The organism is Thauera sp. (assembly GCF_047601425.1).
Classification (GTDB): domain Bacteria; phylum Pseudomonadota; class Gammaproteobacteria; order Burkholderiales; family Rhodocyclaceae; genus Thauera.
In genome coordinates this window covers 1,386,028-1,400,844 of the sequence record NZ_JASGJL010000001.1, presented here as the reverse complement: position 1 = coordinate 1,400,844, position 14,817 = coordinate 1,386,028, and the positions used below count along the sequence as shown (strand labels likewise).

The 14,817-nt window shown below is 67.8% G+C and carries 13 protein-coding genes; 4 read left to right on the top strand and 9 right to left on the bottom strand.

What is annotated here, in order from left to right; all coding sequences use genetic code 11:
- Positions 1 to 15 precede the first annotated feature (15 nt).
- The 9 genes from QM748_RS06835 to QM748_RS06795 all read right to left on the bottom strand — a co-directional run bounded on the left by QM748_RS06835 (position 16) and on the right by QM748_RS06795 (position 8,399).
- On the bottom strand, positions 16 to 1,953 hold the full coding sequence (locus QM748_RS06835) for a nitric oxide reductase activation protein NorD (RefSeq protein WP_415246269.1): 1,938 nt from the start codon (positions 1,951 to 1,953) through the stop codon (positions 16 to 18).
- A gap of 3 nt (positions 1,954 to 1,956) precedes the next feature.
- Positions 1,957 to 2,373 carry a hypothetical protein gene (locus QM748_RS06830; RefSeq protein WP_341644564.1) on the bottom strand — a complete coding sequence of 139 codons (417 nt, stop codon included), beginning with the start codon at positions 2,371 to 2,373 and terminating at the stop codon, positions 1,957 to 1,959.
- Positions 2,374 to 2,384: 11 nt separating this feature from the next.
- Positions 2,385 to 3,197, bottom strand: coding sequence for a CbbQ/NirQ/NorQ/GpvN family protein (locus QM748_RS06825; RefSeq protein ID WP_415246268.1), 813 nt, complete (start codon positions 3,195 to 3,197; stop codon positions 2,385 to 2,387).
- The gene (locus QM748_RS06820) at positions 3,197 to 3,475 is read right to left on the bottom strand and encodes a cytochrome C oxidase subunit IV family protein (RefSeq protein ID WP_341644565.1); all 279 of its coding nucleotides are present in this window, start codon (positions 3,473 to 3,475) and stop codon (positions 3,197 to 3,199) included. Before QM748_RS06820 ends, QM748_RS06825 begins: the two co-directional genes overlap by 1 nt.
- 10 nt (positions 3,476 to 3,485) lie before the next feature.
- Positions 3,486 to 4,088 (bottom strand): cytochrome c oxidase subunit 3 family protein, encoded by a 603-nt coding sequence (locus QM748_RS06815; RefSeq protein WP_341644566.1) that lies wholly within the window; start codon positions 4,086 to 4,088, stop codon positions 3,486 to 3,488.
- 45 nt (positions 4,089 to 4,133) lie between these two features.
- Positions 4,134 to 5,201 carry a type I glyceraldehyde-3-phosphate dehydrogenase gene (locus QM748_RS06810; RefSeq protein ID WP_415248031.1) on the bottom strand — a complete coding sequence of 356 codons (1,068 nt, stop codon included), beginning with the start codon at positions 5,199 to 5,201 and terminating at the stop codon, positions 4,134 to 4,136.
- Positions 5,202 to 5,330: 129 nt separating this feature from the next.
- Positions 5,331 to 6,383, bottom strand: coding sequence for an NAD(P)-dependent alcohol dehydrogenase (locus QM748_RS06805; RefSeq protein ID WP_415246267.1), 1,053 nt, complete (start codon positions 6,381 to 6,383; stop codon positions 5,331 to 5,333).
- Positions 6,384 to 6,559: 176 nt separating this feature from the next.
- A complete protein-coding gene (locus QM748_RS06800; protein WP_415246266.1) occupies positions 6,560 to 7,939 on the bottom strand; it encodes a cbb3-type cytochrome c oxidase subunit I in 1,380 nt (459 codons plus the stop codon).
- Positions 7,940 to 7,973: 34 nt separating this feature from the next.
- Positions 7,974 to 8,399 carry a cytochrome c gene (locus tag QM748_RS06795; protein WP_341644573.1) on the bottom strand — a complete coding sequence of 142 codons (426 nt, stop codon included), beginning with the start codon at positions 8,397 to 8,399 and terminating at the stop codon, positions 7,974 to 7,976.
- Between the two features lie 180 nt (positions 8,400 to 8,579).
- Here QM748_RS06795 and QM748_RS06790 point away from each other — a divergent pair, with 180 nt between their 5' ends.
- The 4 genes from QM748_RS06790 (at position 8,580) to QM748_RS06775 (ending at position 14,811) form a co-directional block, all read left to right on the top strand.
- On the top strand, positions 8,580 to 9,356 hold the full coding sequence (locus QM748_RS06790) for an N-acetylmuramoyl-L-alanine amidase family protein (protein WP_415246265.1): 777 nt from the start codon (positions 8,580 to 8,582) through the stop codon (positions 9,354 to 9,356).
- A 436-nt stretch (positions 9,357 to 9,792) separates the two neighbouring features.
- On the top strand, positions 9,793 to 11,469 hold the full coding sequence (gene cydD, locus QM748_RS06785) for a thiol reductant ABC exporter subunit CydD (RefSeq protein WP_415246264.1): 1,677 nt from the start codon (positions 9,793 to 9,795) through the stop codon (positions 11,467 to 11,469).
- Entirely contained in the window at positions 11,466 to 13,199 is a 1,734-nt protein-coding gene (locus tag QM748_RS06780; protein ID WP_415246263.1) for an amino acid ABC transporter ATP-binding/permease protein, read from the top strand. Before cydD ends, QM748_RS06780 begins: the two co-directional genes overlap by 4 nt.
- Positions 13,200 to 13,224: 25 nt before the next feature.
- Complete coding sequence (locus tag QM748_RS06775) at positions 13,225 to 14,811, top strand: cytochrome ubiquinol oxidase subunit I (protein WP_415246262.1); 1,587 nt, start codon at positions 13,225 to 13,227, stop codon at positions 14,809 to 14,811.
- Positions 14,812 to 14,817: the final 6 nt, after the last annotated feature.

Below are 14,817 nucleotides of genomic sequence, written 5' to 3'. Positions count from 1 at the left end.
CCTTGGTCTCATGCGTCAGCGGGTCAGTTGGGCATAGAACATCGGCAGCCGGGCGGGAAGCTCGTCGGGCTGGCGGATCACCGCGTAGCCGCCGGGGCCGAACAGGTGGGGCAGGTAGCTGGCGCCTTCGCGGTCGATGGTGACGCAGAAGGGCACGATGCCGCGGCCGCGCGCCTCGACGACGGCGACGCGGGTGTCCTCGATGCCGTAGCGGCCGTCGTAGAGGTCGAGGTCGTTGGGCTTGCCGTCGGACAGGATCAGCAGCACGCGCCGCGCGGCGGCCTGTTTTTCGAGCACGCTGGTGGCGTGGCGGATCGCCGCGCCGAGGCGGGTGTAGTAGCCCGGCTTGATCGCCATGATGCGGCCGCGCGCGGCGTCGTCGAAGCGCTGCGAGAAGGTCTTCAGGTGGTGGAAGCGGACGTTGCTGCGCTTGACCGAGGAGAAGCCGCACAGGGCGAAGCCGTCGCCGGTGGCCGACAGCGCCTCGCCGAACAGCAGCAGCGAATCGCGGATGACGTCGATGACGCGCGCCTCCGACGAGATCCAGGCATCGGTGGACAGCGACAGGTCGGCCAGCGCCAGGCAGGCGAGGTCGCGTTCGCGCTTTTCCAGCGACAGGTAGAGTTGATCGGACGGATGCTGGCCGATGGCGCGGTCGGTGGCGGCGCGCACCACCGCGTCGAGGTCGAGCTCGCTGCCGTCGATGCGGCCCTTGAGCCAGCGCCGGCCGGGCTGCAGCGCGGCAAACTGGCGGTGCAGGTGGCGCGCGGTGCGGTGCAGGTGGGGCGGCAGCGGCGTCGGTGCGGCGCGCGGGTCGTGTGGCGAGGCGGTGAACTCCTGCAGGCGGACGTGGTCCTCGCGCAGCAGGCCCTTGCGGTAGTCCCATTCCGGCAGCGGAATGCCGTCGCCGAGCACGACGTCGTCCTCGGCGGCGGAAGGCAGGTCGAGGTCGAAGCGCACCTTGGAGGCGACGCGCTCCTCGTCGCGCGACAGCGCGAGCTGTTCGAGGTTGGCGGCGGCGTCGGCGGCGTTGTCGTCGGGGTCGTCGTCGGTGCTGCGCTTGACCTTGAGGAATTCGGCCACCGACAGCAGGCTCTCGGCGCGGAAGATCATCAGCAGGCCGTGCTTTTCCTGCGGCTGGTCGACGCGTTCGACGCGGTGGGCCTGGCGCTCGGTTTCGCGCTCGTCGCGCTTGTTCTGTGCGTTGGCGCTGGCCTCGGCGCCGCGCCCGCCGCGGGCGGTGGCGGCCTCGCCCGGCATCAGGTCACCCAGCCACAGCAGCACCGGCTGCTGCGGCATGCCCTTGGGCGGCAAGGGCGGCAGGACGGCGACGCTGCCGGGCTGCCGCAGCGCCTGGCGGATCAGGTTCTCGCGTTCGGCTTCGACCGGCGGCAGGCGGGCGGGCTCGATGCGCTGCTGGATGGCTGCGGCCACCAGGCGCTCGTAGCGCGGCTGCAGGCCGGGCCAGCGCAGCAGCGCGCGCAGCGTGGCGAGCTGGTTCAGGCGCAGTTCGAGCGTGGCTGGATCGGCGCTGGCGCCTTCGGGCAGCGGCGCGAGCCGGGCCTGGGCTTCGGCCAGCGCGGCTTCGTCCTCGGCGTTGGCGGTCGGGCCGCTGGCGGCCGCAAGCGCGGCCAGCCACAGGTAGAGGTCGCGGTTCAGGCTGCGCTCGGGCAGGGCGTCGAGCTCCATCGGCAGGCGCAGCGTGACGGCGTCCATGCGCGCACGGGCCGTGCGTTCGTCGCTGCCGGCAATGCGCGACAGCAGGCTGCGGCGCGCGCCATGCACGTCGGCCGTGGCGGCGGCGACGCGCAGGCCCGGGTCGCCGCCGAGGGCGCGGAAGAACACGCCGGTCATGCGTTCGATTTCCTTCAGCCTGACCGCGGCCTGCGGAAAATGCCCGCCCGCGGCGCGGGTGATGAAGCGGTGCCAGAGCTTGCCGACGGTTTCTTCCATGGTTCAGCGCTCCAGATCCGCTTCGCGCGGCCCGAAGATCGGATAGCGCCAGGGCTTGCCATTGACCGCGCGCGACAGGCCGAGCACGCCGAGCAGGATCAGCCCGGAATGGACGAAGGTGAAGTAGAGCACGCCGATCACCCACGACCAGGGGTTGTCGAAGCCGCCGAGGACGAAGATGGCGACGCTCAGGCTCACCAGCAGCGTGCCGCCCCAGATGCAGGTCCAGCCGGTCTGGCGCAGGTGGTTGCGTACCAGCGGATCGGGATGCTTGTGGTACTTGGCCCACAGGAACATCAATGCGAGGAAGGCCAGGCCCGGCGCCAGCATCAGGTTGATCAGGAACAGCGCCTCGGCGGCGATGGCGAGATGCGGGCCGGGTACGGCGTGGCGAAGCGGATCGGGGCGTTCGGTTGACATGGCCGTTCGGGTCAGCGGCCGAAAGTGGCCGACACGACTTCCATCAGTGCCTCGGCGACTTCGCGGTCGTCGGTCAGGCTCTCGACGATGCCGACGCGGCAGGCGGCGACCGGATCCATGCCGTCCTTGATCAGCAGTGCGGCATAGATCAGCAGCCGGGTGCTGGCGGCTTCCTCGAGGTCGCGGTCCTTCAGCGCGCGCAGCGCGCCGGCGATCGCCACCAGGCGGCGGGCGAGGTCGGGCGGGCAGGCGGTTTCGCCGATCAGGATCGCTTCTTCCTGCTCGGCGCGCGGGAAGTCGAAGCGCAGGCTGACGAAGCGCTGGCGGGTCGAGGGTTTCATGCCCTTCAGCAGGTTCTGGTAGCCAGGGTTGTAGGACACCACCAGCATGAAGCTGGGCGGCGCCTCGAGCAGTTCGCCGGTGCGGTCGATCGGCAGGATGCGGCGGTCGTCGGCCAGCGGGTGCAGCACCACCGTGGTGTCCTTGCGCGCCTCGACCACTTCGTCCAGGTAGCAGATGCCGCCTTCGCGCACCGCGCGGGTCAGCGGGCCGTCGCACCATACGGTCTTGCCGTCGCCGATCAGGTGGCGGCCGACGAGGTCGGCGGCGGTGAGGTCGTCGTGGCAGGCCACGGTATGCAGCGGCAGGCCCAGGCGGGCGGCCATGTGGGCGACGAAGCGGGTCTTGCCGCAGCCGGTGGGGCCCTTGATCAGCAGCGGCAGGCGGTTCTTCCAGGCATGCTCGAACACCGCGACTTCGTCGCCGGCAGCCTGGTAGTAGGGGATGTCGAGCTGTTGCGTCTCGGCGCGGTTGTCCATGTTCATTACGGCATTCCTTTGATGTATGCGATGGCGATGAGCGCCCAGACGAGGACCATCCAGCCCAGCGCCAGCATGCGCCACAATGCCGGCGCATGGCGTAGGGCCATGAAGTCGAGGATGATCACCGCGCCCTTCCAGAACGAGATCGCGGCCAGCACGGCGATCGCGCCGGTGCCGGTGGCGCCCAGCGCGCCCATGCCCCAGGTCAGCAGCGTGGCGACGATCAGCGTCGCCCACAGCAGGGTGGCGCGCCGCGGCGTGCCATGTACGTCGGAGCTCATGTTCACCTCCTCAGTGGATGACATAGACCAGCGGGAACAGGATCAGCCACACCAGATCCACCATGTGCCAGTAGGCGGCGCCGGTCTCGATGCCGTTCATCTCGCCCGGCCGGTAGCGGCCCTGGCGTGCGCCGTTCCACATCGCGACCAGGATCACCATGCCGAGGATCACGTGCATGAAGTGGAAGAAGGTCAGCGACAGGTAGAACATGTGGAAGGGGCTGCTCGACAGGCTGATGTTGTGCTCGAAAGCAGCCGCGTACTCGAACATCTTGACCACCAGGAAGCCGGCGCCGCAGGCGATCGCGGCCAGCAGCCAGCGTGCGCAGGGCTGCGACAGGCTGTGTTCGGCGGCCTGCACCGCGCGCACGACGAAATAGCTGGCGGTGAGCAGCAGCACGGTGTTGAGCGCGCCGGCGTTGCGGTTCAGCGCGGCCTGCTCGGCGTCGAACAGTTCGATGTTGTTGGCACGGGTGAAGGCGTAGGCGGCGAAGAACACGCCGAAGGCCAGCAGCTCGGCGAGGATGAAGAACCAGATCGCCAGATCGCCCGCGAGCCGGGGTTCGGTGGCGTCCGACGGCGTTGCAGCAGCGGGTAGAGTGTCCTGTTCCATGCGCCGAAGTCTAGGCAGCGGGGCATGGAATTAACTTGATCGTGGTTAACTGAGCCTTTCCGCGCGGAGTTCGGCCGCGCTGCCCAGCCAATACCGCGTCACGTCCGCCATGCGGTTGGCAAAGCCCCATTCATTGTCGAACCATACCACCAGGTTGAGCAGCCGCGGCCCGATCATGCGGGTCTGGCCGCCGTTGACGATCGCCGAATGCGGGTCGTGGTTGAAGTCGATCGAGGCGTGGGGGTCGTCCGACCATGCCAGCAGTCCGCGCCACGCGCCTTCGGCGGCGGCGCGCAGCAGATGGTTGATCTGCGTTGCGTCGGTATCGCCGGCGAGCTGCAGCACCATGTCGATGGCCGAGACGTTGTGCGTCGGCACGCGAATGGCCTTGGCCTGCACCTTGCCGGCGAGCTCGGGCAGCAGGCGCTCGACGCCGCGCGCCAGGCCGGTTGACACCGGGATGATCGACTGCATCGCCGAGCGCGTGCGGCGCAGGTCGGCGTGGTGGTAGCCGTCGATCAGCGGCTGGTCGTTCATTGCCGAATGCAGCGTGGTCAGCAGCACGTTCTCGAGGCCGAGTTCGCGATGCAGCAGGGCCAGCACCGGCACTGCGGCATTGGTGGTGCATGACGCGTTCGATACCAGCCGGGCATCGGCGCGCAGGCTGTCGTCGTTGATGCCGTGCACGATGGTGGCGTCGACGTCGTCGGCGCTGTTGCCCGGCTGCGACAGCAGCAGGCGCGGGCAGCCCGCATGCAGGAAGCGTTCGAGCTCGGCGCGGCTGCCGTATTGCCCGGAGCATTCGACCACCAGGTCGATACCCCCGGCCGTCCAGTCGACCGCTTCGGGCGTGCTCGCATGCGAGACCGCGATGGCCTGGCCGTCGATCAGCAACCGGCCGTCGCGCGTCTCGACCCGGCCGGGAAAGCGGCCGTGGGTTGAGTCGAAGCGGGTCAGGTAGGCGATGCTCGCCAGATCCGCCGGTTCGTTGATCGCCACGACCCGGAACTGCTGCGCCATCCCGGCCTCGTGCAGTGCGCGCAGGTAACAGCGCCCGATGCGGCCGTAGCCGTTGATGGCGATGCGCTGCGGGCGGGGCGGGATGTGGAGCATGGTGCGGGACACGGCGGCTTCCGGTGAGCGGATCTGGAGAGAGGCGGCATTCTAACGGTTGATGTGCCGGCCTCCATTGCTGGCGACACGGATGAAGGAGAACAGGCGGCCGGCGAAGCTGCAGCGCCATCAGTCGCTGTCGGCCAGCGACGCCATGTCGATCACGAAGCGGTAGCGCACGTCGGCCTTCTCCATGCGCTCGAAGGCCTCGTTGATCTGCTCCATGCGGATCATCTCGCAGTCCGGCAGGATGTTCCTTTCGGCGCAGAAATCGAGCATTTCCTGGGTTTCGCGGATGCCGCCGATCGGCGAGCCGGCAATGCGGCGGCGGCCGAACAGCAGGGGCACCGTGCTCAATTCGTCGAGCGGGCCGATCTGGCCGACCAGTACCAGCGTGCCGTCGATTTCCAGCAGCGGCAGATAGGGCTTGAGGCTGTGCCGGACCGGCACGGTGTCGATGATCAGGTCGAAGCTGCTGGATGCCGCGCGCATCGCCTCGGCATCCGCCGACACCAGCAGGCGGTGCGCGCCCAGCGCCAGCGCGTCGGCTTCCTTGTCCTTGCTGCGGCTCAGCACGGTGACGTCGGCGCCCAGGCCGACCGCCAGCTTGACCGCCATGTGGCCGAGCCCGCCCAGGCCGATCACCGCCACGCGGCTGCCGGGGCCGGCCTGCCAGGTGCGCAGCGGCGACCAGGTGGTGATGCCGGCGCACAGCAGCGGCGCCGCGCGGGCGAGATCCAGCCCTTCGGGCACGCGCAGGCAGAACTCCTCGCGCACCACCAGATGCTTGGAATAACCGCCCTGCGTCGGCTCCTGCGTGATGCGGTCGCGCCCGCCATAGGTGCCGGTGCAGCCCTTGCGGCAGAGCTGTTCCTCGCCCCGCTGGCACAGGTCGCATTCCATGCAGCTGTCGACCATGCAACCGACGGCGACGTGGTCGCCGACCTTGTAGCGGGTGACGCCGGCGCCGACCCGGGTGACGCGGCCGACGATCTCGTGCCCCGGCACGATCGGGTATTGGCTCTTGCCCCAGTCGTTGCGCGCGGTGTGCAGGTCCGAATGGCACACGCCACAGTAGAGGATTTCCATCGCGACGTCGTTCGGCCGCAGCGCGCGGCGCTCGAAGCGGTAGGGCGCCAGCGGCGTGTCCTTGCTGTAGGCGGCATAACCATGGGTCTGCATGTGCGGGTTCCTGTGCTGGATGTCTCGGAAAGCAGCGATCGTACAGGCTGTGGCGCGGCAGGCAAGGGCCAAGCCTTCGCGGCGCCGGATCGTGGACCAAAAAAGGGGCGGCCAAAGCCGCCCCAACCCCTTCCCCTGGTCGCCCAGGAGTTACTGCGGAGAGACACCGGTCATCGTCATGCCTTTGCGGGCTGGGTCTCACCCTTGACGAAGAAGCTGATGACGTAGATCAGCAGGCCGATGAAGAACATCACGCCCGCCCATTCACGCATCCAGTAGAACAGGGTGACCTGGTCCTGGGCTGCCATGAAGGACATCGGCGTATCGGACACGCGCTGCAGCCACACTTGCAGGATGCCGGCGGCGGTCAGGAACAGGGTGATGAAGACCATCGCGATCGTCATCAGCCAGAAGGCCCACATCTCCAGCACCTGCGACTTGTTCGAGTTGGCGGCACGGCCGCGCAGGATCGGCATCGCGTAGCTGATGATGGTGAGCACGACCATCACGTAGGCACCGTAGAAGGCCATGTGGCCGTGGGCGGCGGTGATCTGCGAACCGTGGGTGTAGTAGTTCACCGGAGCCAGGGTGTGCAGGAAACCCCACACGCCTGCGCCGAGGAAGGCCATCACGCCGGTGCCCAGGGCCCACAGCACGGCAGCGCGGTTCGGATGCTCGCGGCGGCGGCGGTTGACCATGTTGAAGGCGAAGACGGTCATGGCGAAGAAGGGCAGCGGCTCCAGCGCGGAGAAGATGGAACCCCACCATTGCCAGTATTCCGGCGCACCGATCCAGTAGTAGTGGTGGCCGGTACCGATGATGCCGGTGACCAGGGCCAGCGTGATGATCACGTACAGCCACTTCTCGATGACTTCGCGGTCGACCCCGGTGACCTTGATCAGCACGAAGGCCAGCAGCGCGCCGAGGATCAGTTCCCACACGCCTTCCACCCACAGGTGCACCACCCACCACCAGTAGAACTTGTCGCGGACCAGGTTCACCGGGTTGTAGAAGGAGAACAGGAAGAAGATCGCCAGACCCCACAGGCCGAGCAGCAGCACCATGCTGATGGCGGTCTTGCGGCCTTTCAGCGAGGTCATGGTGATGTTGAACAGGAAGGCGAGGGCGACGATGACGATGCCGATCTTGGTCAGCAAGGGCTGCTCGAGGAACTCGCGCCCCATTGTGGCGAGGATGTCGTTACCCGTCATCTCGGCCAGCGTGGCATAGGGCACCAGCAGGTAGCCGAGGATGGTGGCGGCACCGGCGACGAGGAAGATCCAGAACATCGCCAGCGCCAGCTTCGGGCTGAACAGTTCGGTTTCCGCTTCTTCCGGAATCATGTAGTAGGCCGCGCCCATGAAGCCGAACAGCAGCCACACGATCAGCAGGTTGGTATGGACCATGCGGGCCACGTTGAACGGGATTTCCGGGAACAGGAAATCGCCGACGACGTACTGCATGCCCATGATCAGGCCGAAGATGATTTGCCCCACGAATAGACCGATCGCCGCGATGAAGTAGGGCATGGCGACCGCTTGTGATTTGTATTGCATGGATGATCCCCTATTGCGTCAGCGGTTCTGTGGCTCAACCTTCGATGTTCGGCGGCCAGTTGGCGGTATTGATCTCGGAGGTGTATTTCAGGAACTCGACGAGTTGATCCAGCTCCTCGTCGGTCAGATTGAAATTGGGCATCTGACGACGGCCGGGCGCCATCGTCGGCATTGCCTGCATCCAGGCCTTGATGAAATCCGGACCGCGGCGGACATAGACGTTGCCGAGTTCAGGCGCGAAATAGGCGCCTTCGCCCAGCAGGGAGTGGCATCCGATACAGTTTCGTGTTTCCCAGATATGTTTGCCGGCGGCGACTGCCGGGGTGATGTTGTGCGAGTTGTCGCGCGATGGCAGCTCGCGCTCGGTGTCGAAGGTCAGCGCCAGGAACAGGAGGAAGAAGAAAACCGTCCCCCCATAGAAGATGTTCCGCGCCATCGATTTTGTGAAAATGCCGCTCATCGCGCACTCCTCATCATTGGTCTCGTTTTCAGGATTGGTGTCAGTGGTCAGGGGGACTACATTCCACGGCCGTGCCGATGGTGAGCGAATGGTAGGGAGCGGGATGTCCCTCAACCATGATTTGAATCAAGATTGACCAGGCGGCCGAAATGCGCGCGGCGACTGGGCTGGAGAACGGGGATGAACATGAAGCGGGCGGCATCCGCCGCACATCGCGCCTGCATGGCCTTGCTTGCGATGCCGGCCTTGCCGGCGATTGCGGTGCCGGATGGTGAGATCGCGGTGGATGTGGGCCACACCCTGGCCGCGCCAGGGGCGACCAGTGCGCGCGGACGCAGTGAATTCGAATTCAATCTCGACCTTGCGCGCCAGGTGGTGGCAGCGCTGCAGGCGCGGGGTTTTTCTGCGCGCCTGATCAACGAGGACGGCCTGATCCCGAGCCTCAAGGCCAGGCCGCAGGCCGCCGAAGGCGTGGCCCTGCTGCTGTCGATCCACCACGATTCGGTCAACGCCTTCGAACTGAAGCCCTGGGAATGGCAAGGCCAGGCGCTGGACTACAACGACGACTTCGCCGGCCATTCGCTGTTCGTCTCGCGCGACAACCCGGACACCGCGCGCAGCATCCTGTGCGCCCGCATCATCGGCACCCGCCTGCAGCGTTTGGGCTTCGAGCCCACCCACAAGAACGGTCGCCGCCGCGCCTATGCCGACCCGCTGCATGCCGTGCATTACTACGACGGCCTGGCGGTGCTGCGCCATGCACGGATGCCGGCGCTGCTGTTCGAAGCCGGCGTGATCAAGAACCGCGACGAGGAAATGCTGCTGCGCGACTCCGCGCGCATCGCCCGCATGGCCGACGGCATCGCCACCGCGCTGGCTGCCTGCCTGATTGCCGGCCAGCCGGCCGATGACGAAGAGACTGCCGACGGGCCGCCGATCCGGCCCAGCGAAGAATAGAGAGGGGAGCGGGCCGCCTGGCTGGACGACGCCTCGCGCCGGCCCGGCGGCCATGCCGATGCCCGCGATCTGGTGCAGACACGCCGGAGCATGGCGCACGAGCCGGTCCCGCTCAAGGCGCCGTCCGCTGCGTCGGCCTGAAATTTCCTTGCTCCGGAATTTGACTCGGATCATAATATTATTTGTCCCGTGACAAAATTGCGCGGTAGCAAAGTGGCCAGGCGGCGGATTGCAGATCCGTTCAGCTTGGTTCGATTCCAGCCCGCGCCTCCACCTGGAGGGATTTCGCAGCTCCCGGATCGATGACCGGATGAGTGACAGTCGCAAGCTGCCGCCACCCGTCCGGAGGCTGGATCTTCATTTGCAACGGCATCGCCAGAATGCCGACTGGTGCGGACCGCATGTTCATCTCGCACATACCCCGACAGAGCTGGTCATGGATGCGTCTGCCGATCCTGACATAGCCACTTCTTCCCGCTGCGGCGCGCTGCTGCAGCTGGCCGCGGCCCTGCTGTGGCTGCCCCAGGCCGGACTGCTCGCCTGGGCGCTGCAGCAGATGGCGGACGGCCAGCCGAGGCAGCGCCTGCTGGCAGCGGCAGCCGGTGTGCTGGCGCTGGGCGTGCTGCGGGCATGGAGCGACGGCGCCGGCGTGCTGCGCGTCAATCGTGCTGCGCGTGCGGCATTGAGCCGACTGCGTGTCCGGGCGCTGCAGGTGCTGGCCCATGTCTCGCCGCTGGACAAGGCGCGGCCGTCGTCGGGCCAGGCCGCCAGCGTGCTGGCCGAACAGGCCGAAGCCGTGGTGCCGTGGCTGGCACGCTACCAGGCTGCGATGTGGCGCGTGCGCGTGGTGCCGCTGGTGTTCGCCGTCGCCGTGGCCAGCCAGAGCTGGGTGGCGGCACTGATCCTGATCTTCGCTGCGCCGTTGATTCCGCTGTTCATGGCCATCGTCGGCTGGCGCGCCCGTGCCGCCAGCGAGGAACAACTGGCCGAAATGGGCGGCATGAACGCCTTCATGCTCGACCGCCTGCGCGGTCTCGGCACTCTGCGGGCGCTGGGCGCGGTGGACGCGTCCGCCCAGAGCTTGCGCCAGCACGCCGAAACCCTTCGCCAGCGCACGATGCGGGTGCTGCGCATCGCCTTCCTGTCCTCGGCCGTGCTGGAACTGTTTTCCGCGCTGGGGGTGGCGATGGTGGCAGTCTATGTGGGTTTCCACTTGCTCGGCACCTTGCCGTTCGGCGCCTGGGGGCAGCAGTTGAGCCTGGGCCAGGCCTTGTTCGTGCTGCTGCTGGCACCTGCGTTCTTCGAGCCCCTGCGCGAACTGTCCGCTGTCTGGCATGACCGCGCAGCCGGCGAGGCAGCGCTAGATGCCCTGGAGAGCCTTTGCCACCAGGCGGCACCCATCGTCGGCAGCATCGAGGCCGGCGGCACGCCGTCCGCCGCGCCGGCAGAGGTCGAGATCGCCGGTATCGAAGTCCGTGCCCCCGGCAGTGAAACGCGCCTTACGCTGCTGAGCCTGCGCGTGGAAGCCGGTGAGCATGTGGCCTTGTGGAGTCCCAGCGGCAGCGGCAAGTCGGTGCTGCTGGCACAGCTTGCGGGCCTGGTGCCGGCGGAGCGGGGCGAGATACGCATCGACGGCCAGCCCCTGAACGCCGAAAACGCCGCGGCATTGCGTTCGCGCATGGCGTGGATGGGCCAGCGTGCCCACGTCTTTGCCGCCTCGATGCAGCGCAACGTGTCATTGGGGCGTTCCCATATCGGTGCAGACGAGATCCGCGCCGCGAGCGAGCAGGCGGCGCTGGGCGCCGTGCTGCAGGCGCGTGCGGCCGCGAGCCTGGGCGAGGGCGGTTGCGGTTTGTCGGGCGGCGAGGTGCTGCGCCTGGCGCTGGCGCGGCTGGCGGTGAACCGGGAGGCCGGGCTGCTGCTGGTCGACGAACCCACCGCGCACCTGGACCCGGCGACCGCGCAGCAGATCACCGACGGCCTGCTGCACATCGCCCGCGGCCGCACGTTGATCGTCGCGACCCATGATGCCCGTCTGGCGCAGCGCATGGACCGGGTGATCCACCTGCCATCGCTGGATGAACGACCGGCGGCGGAAAGGAAGGCAGCATGAAACGCCGCCACGACCTGAAGCGCTTGCTGCACACGCTGGATGCCATGGCCGGGCGCCGGCTGTGGCTGGGCGGCGCACTGCTGGCGGCCTCGACCGTGCTGATGGGCATGGCGCTGCTCGGCCTGTCGGGCTGGTTCATCGCCGCCACCGCGTTGGCCGGGCTGGTGCCGGCCACGGCATTGATGTTCGACGTCTTCATGCCCTCGGCCGGCATCCGCCTGCTGGCGCTGGGCCGCACCGGCACACGCTACGTGGAGCGCCTGGTCACCCACGACGCAACGCTGGCCGTGCTCGCCGCGCTGCGCGAAAAGCTGTTCCGCCACTGGTCCCGGCCGCAGGCCGCGCGCCAGTTGCTGCTGCGTCCCGCCCGCCTGCTGCAGCGCCTGACGGCCGACGTCGATGCGCTGGACAACCTGTACCTGCGCCTGCTGGTGCCGGCCATCGCGGCACTCGGCGCAGCATCGATGTCCGCACTGGCCTTCGGCCTGATGTGCTGGTGGCTCGGCCTGCTGGCCCTGGCGTGGCTGCTGCTGGCCGGCTGGGGCATCGCGCTGTGGCATGGCCTGCGCACCCGCAAGGCCGCGATCCGCCGCGCCATGGCGCTGGAAACCCTGCGCCTGAAAAGCGTGGACCTGGTCGCAGGTCAGACCGAACTGCTGATGGCCGGCCGCTTGCCTGCCCAACTGGCCGCGGTGCAGGCCTGCGATGCACGTGCCGCCGCGGCCGACGAGCGGCTGTACCGGGCCGAGGCGAGTGCCGCGCAGGCCTATGGCCTGGCGTCCGCGCTGGGCCTGAGCGCTGCATTGCTCGCCATGGGCTGGCTGGTGGAGCGGCAGCAGATCGGTCTCGCGGTGGCAGCGCTGGGCATCCTGCTGGCGCTGTCGGCGATGGAGCCTTTTGCCGGACTGCGCCGGGGTGCGGCCGAAGCCGGCCGCACCTGGCTGGCCGCGCGCCGGATCGGCGCTGCGGTCGCGGAGGGCGACGATCCAGCGCCCCGCGCAAGCGTGCCGCCCGATGCCGGACTGGCGGTGCAACTGGACCGGGTCAGGATCGCCCATGCGGGACGAGGCGAGATCCTCGGACCGCTCGACCTGCACATCCGCGAAGGCGAGCGCATCGCCTTGATCGGCGCCAGCGGAGCAGGGAAGAGCAGCCTGCTGTCGGTGATTGCGGGCGAACTGCCGGCCGCTTCGGGGGTGGTAGCGGCCCAGCCCTGCTGCTGGATGGGCCAGCGCACCGAACTGTTCCACGACTGCCTGCGCGGCAACCTGCACCTGGCGGCACCGGATGCCGATGACACCGCCTTGTGGAACGCACTCGAGGCCGCCGGGCTGGCGCGGGATTTCAAGGCGCTGCCGCAAGGCCTGGACACCATGCTGGGCGAAGGCGGCCTGGGCCTGTCGGGTGGACAGGCACGCCGTCTGGCCCTGGCGCGGCTGCTGCTGCATCCGTCCCGCTGCTGGCTGCTGGACGAAGCCACCGAAGGGCTGGATGCCGGCACCGCGGCCGACGTGCTGGGGCGGCTTGCGCAGGCAGCCGCAGGACGCACGCTGTTGCTGGCGACGCACTGGCAGCGCGAGGCCCGGCTGGCGGATCGTCTGGTCCTGCTCGCGAACGGGTGCATAACCGGGCAGGCGGTGCGCGGCACGCATGAGTACGAAGCGCTGATGACGCTGCTCAGACCCGATTCACCGGACGGAAGGCCCCGCGCCGACCACATTCAAGGCTGAAATTCCGCAGCAAAGGAGTTTTTTCATGGACCTCGACATCGTCGATCTATCGCGGCTGCAGTTCGCCATCACGGCGCTGTACCACTTCCTGTTCGTGCCGCTGACGCTGGGCCTGTCCATCGTCATCGCGATCATGGAGACCGTGTACGTGATGACCGGCCGGACCATATGGCGCGACATGACCAAGTTCTGGGGCATCCTGTTCGGCATCAACTTCGCCATGGGCGTGGCGACCGGCGTGGTGATGGAGTTCCAGTTCGGCATGAACTGGAGCTACTACAGCCACTACGTCGGTGACATCTTCGGCGCGCCGCTGGCGATCGAAGGCCTGATGGCCTTCTTCCTCGAAGCGACCTTCGTCGGCCTGTTCTTCTTCGGCTGGGACCGCATGACCAAGGTGCAGCACCTCGTCGCCACCTGGCTGGTGGCGCTGGGCTCGAACTTCTCGGCGCTGTGGATCCTGATCGCCAACGGCTGGATGCAGAACCCGGTCGGCGCGGCCTTCAACCCGCGGACGATGCGCATGGAGGTGACCGATTTCTTCGCCGTGCTGACCAACCCGGTGGCCCAGGCCAAGTTCGTGCATACGGTGTCGGCCGGCTACGTGACGGCTTCGCTGTTCGTACTGGGCGTGTCGGCCTGGTATCTGCTCAAGGGCCGCCATGTGCCGCTGGCCAAGCGCTCGATGACGGTGGCGGCATCCTTCGGCCTAGCCGCCTCGCTGTCGGTGGTGGTGCTCGGCGACGAGAGCGGCTACCAGTCCTCGGAGCACCAGAAGATGAAGCTGGCCTCGATCGAGGCGATGTGGGAGACCGAGCCGCCGCCGGCCGCATTCACCGCCTTCGGCTTCCCCGACCGCGAGGCGCGCGAAACCCATTATGCGGTGCATATTCCCTGGGTCATGGGCCTGATCGGCACGCGCTCGCTGACGCAGGAGATTCCCGGCATCAACCAGCTCGTGGACGATGCCGAAGGCTACATCCGCGACGGCATCGAGGCCTGGGATGCGCTGCAGATCATCCGCGCCGCGCGTTCCGAGGCGGAAATCCCCGCCGAGGCGCGCAAGCGCTTCGAGGACAAGGGTGTTTACATGGGCTATGCGCTGCTGCTGAAGCGCTACGTCGATGACCTGCGTGATGCCACCGACGAGCAGATCCGCCAGGCGGCGATGGATACCGTGCCGCCGGTGGGACCGCTGTTCTGGGCCTTCCGCATCATGGTCGGCCTGGGTCTGTTCTTCATCCTGCTGACGGCCACCTTCTTCGTGCTGTCGGCGCGCCACCGGCTCGACGCCCATCCCTGGCTGCTGAAGCTCGCCGTGTGGTCGATCCCGCTGCCCTGGATCGCGATCGAATCCGGCTGGATCGTCGCCGAAGTGGGCCGCCAGCCCTGGGTCATCGAAGGCGTGCTGCCGACCGCGATGGCGGTGTCGAACCTGGGCGCCGGCACGCTGCTGCTGACGATCGCCGGCTTCATCCTGATCTACACCGTGCTGTTCGTCATCGAGATGAAGCTGATGCTGAAGGCCATCCGCAAGGGGCCGCCGCACGTCAGCGAACCGCACCTGAGCTTCTACCGGCCGATGATCGAAAAGCTGGCGCGCACGCGCTGAGCGAGG

Coding starts and splice junctions, on each gene's coding strand:
- QM748_RS06790 (WP_415246265.1), top strand. CDS start 8,580: ATGAACATGAAGCGGGCGGCATCCGCCGCACATCGCGCCTGCATGGCC.
- QM748_RS06815 (WP_341644566.1), bottom strand. CDS start 4,088: ATGGAACAGGACACTCTACCCGCTGCTGCAACGCCGTCGGACGCCACC.
- QM748_RS06810 (WP_415248031.1), bottom strand. CDS start 5,201: ATGCTCCACATCCCGCCCCGCCCGCAGCGCATCGCCATCAACGGCTAC.
- QM748_RS06820 (WP_341644565.1), bottom strand. CDS start 3,475: ATGAGCTCCGACGTACATGGCACGCCGCGGCGCGCCACCCTGCTGTGG.
- cydD (WP_415246264.1), top strand. CDS start 9,793: ATGGATGCGTCTGCCGATCCTGACATAGCCACTTCTTCCCGCTGCGGC.
- QM748_RS06805 (WP_415246267.1), bottom strand. CDS start 6,383: ATGCAGACCCATGGTTATGCCGCCTACAGCAAGGACACGCCGCTGGCG.
- QM748_RS06775 (WP_415246262.1), top strand. CDS start 13,225: ATGGACCTCGACATCGTCGATCTATCGCGGCTGCAGTTCGCCATCACG.
- QM748_RS06825 (WP_415246268.1), bottom strand. CDS start 3,197: ATGAACATGGACAACCGCGCCGAGACGCAACAGCTCGACATCCCCTAC.
- QM748_RS06800 (WP_415246266.1), bottom strand. CDS start 7,939: ATGCAATACAAATCACAAGCGGTCGCCATGCCCTACTTCATCGCGGCG.
- QM748_RS06830 (WP_341644564.1), bottom strand. CDS start 2,373: ATGTCAACCGAACGCCCCGATCCGCTTCGCCACGCCGTACCCGGCCCG.
- QM748_RS06835 (WP_415246269.1), bottom strand. CDS start 1,953: ATGGAAGAAACCGTCGGCAAGCTCTGGCACCGCTTCATCACCCGCGCC.
- QM748_RS06795 (WP_341644573.1), bottom strand. CDS start 8,399: ATGAGCGGCATTTTCACAAAATCGATGGCGCGGAACATCTTCTATGGG.
- QM748_RS06780 (WP_415246263.1), top strand. CDS start 11,466: ATGAAACGCCGCCACGACCTGAAGCGCTTGCTGCACACGCTGGATGCC.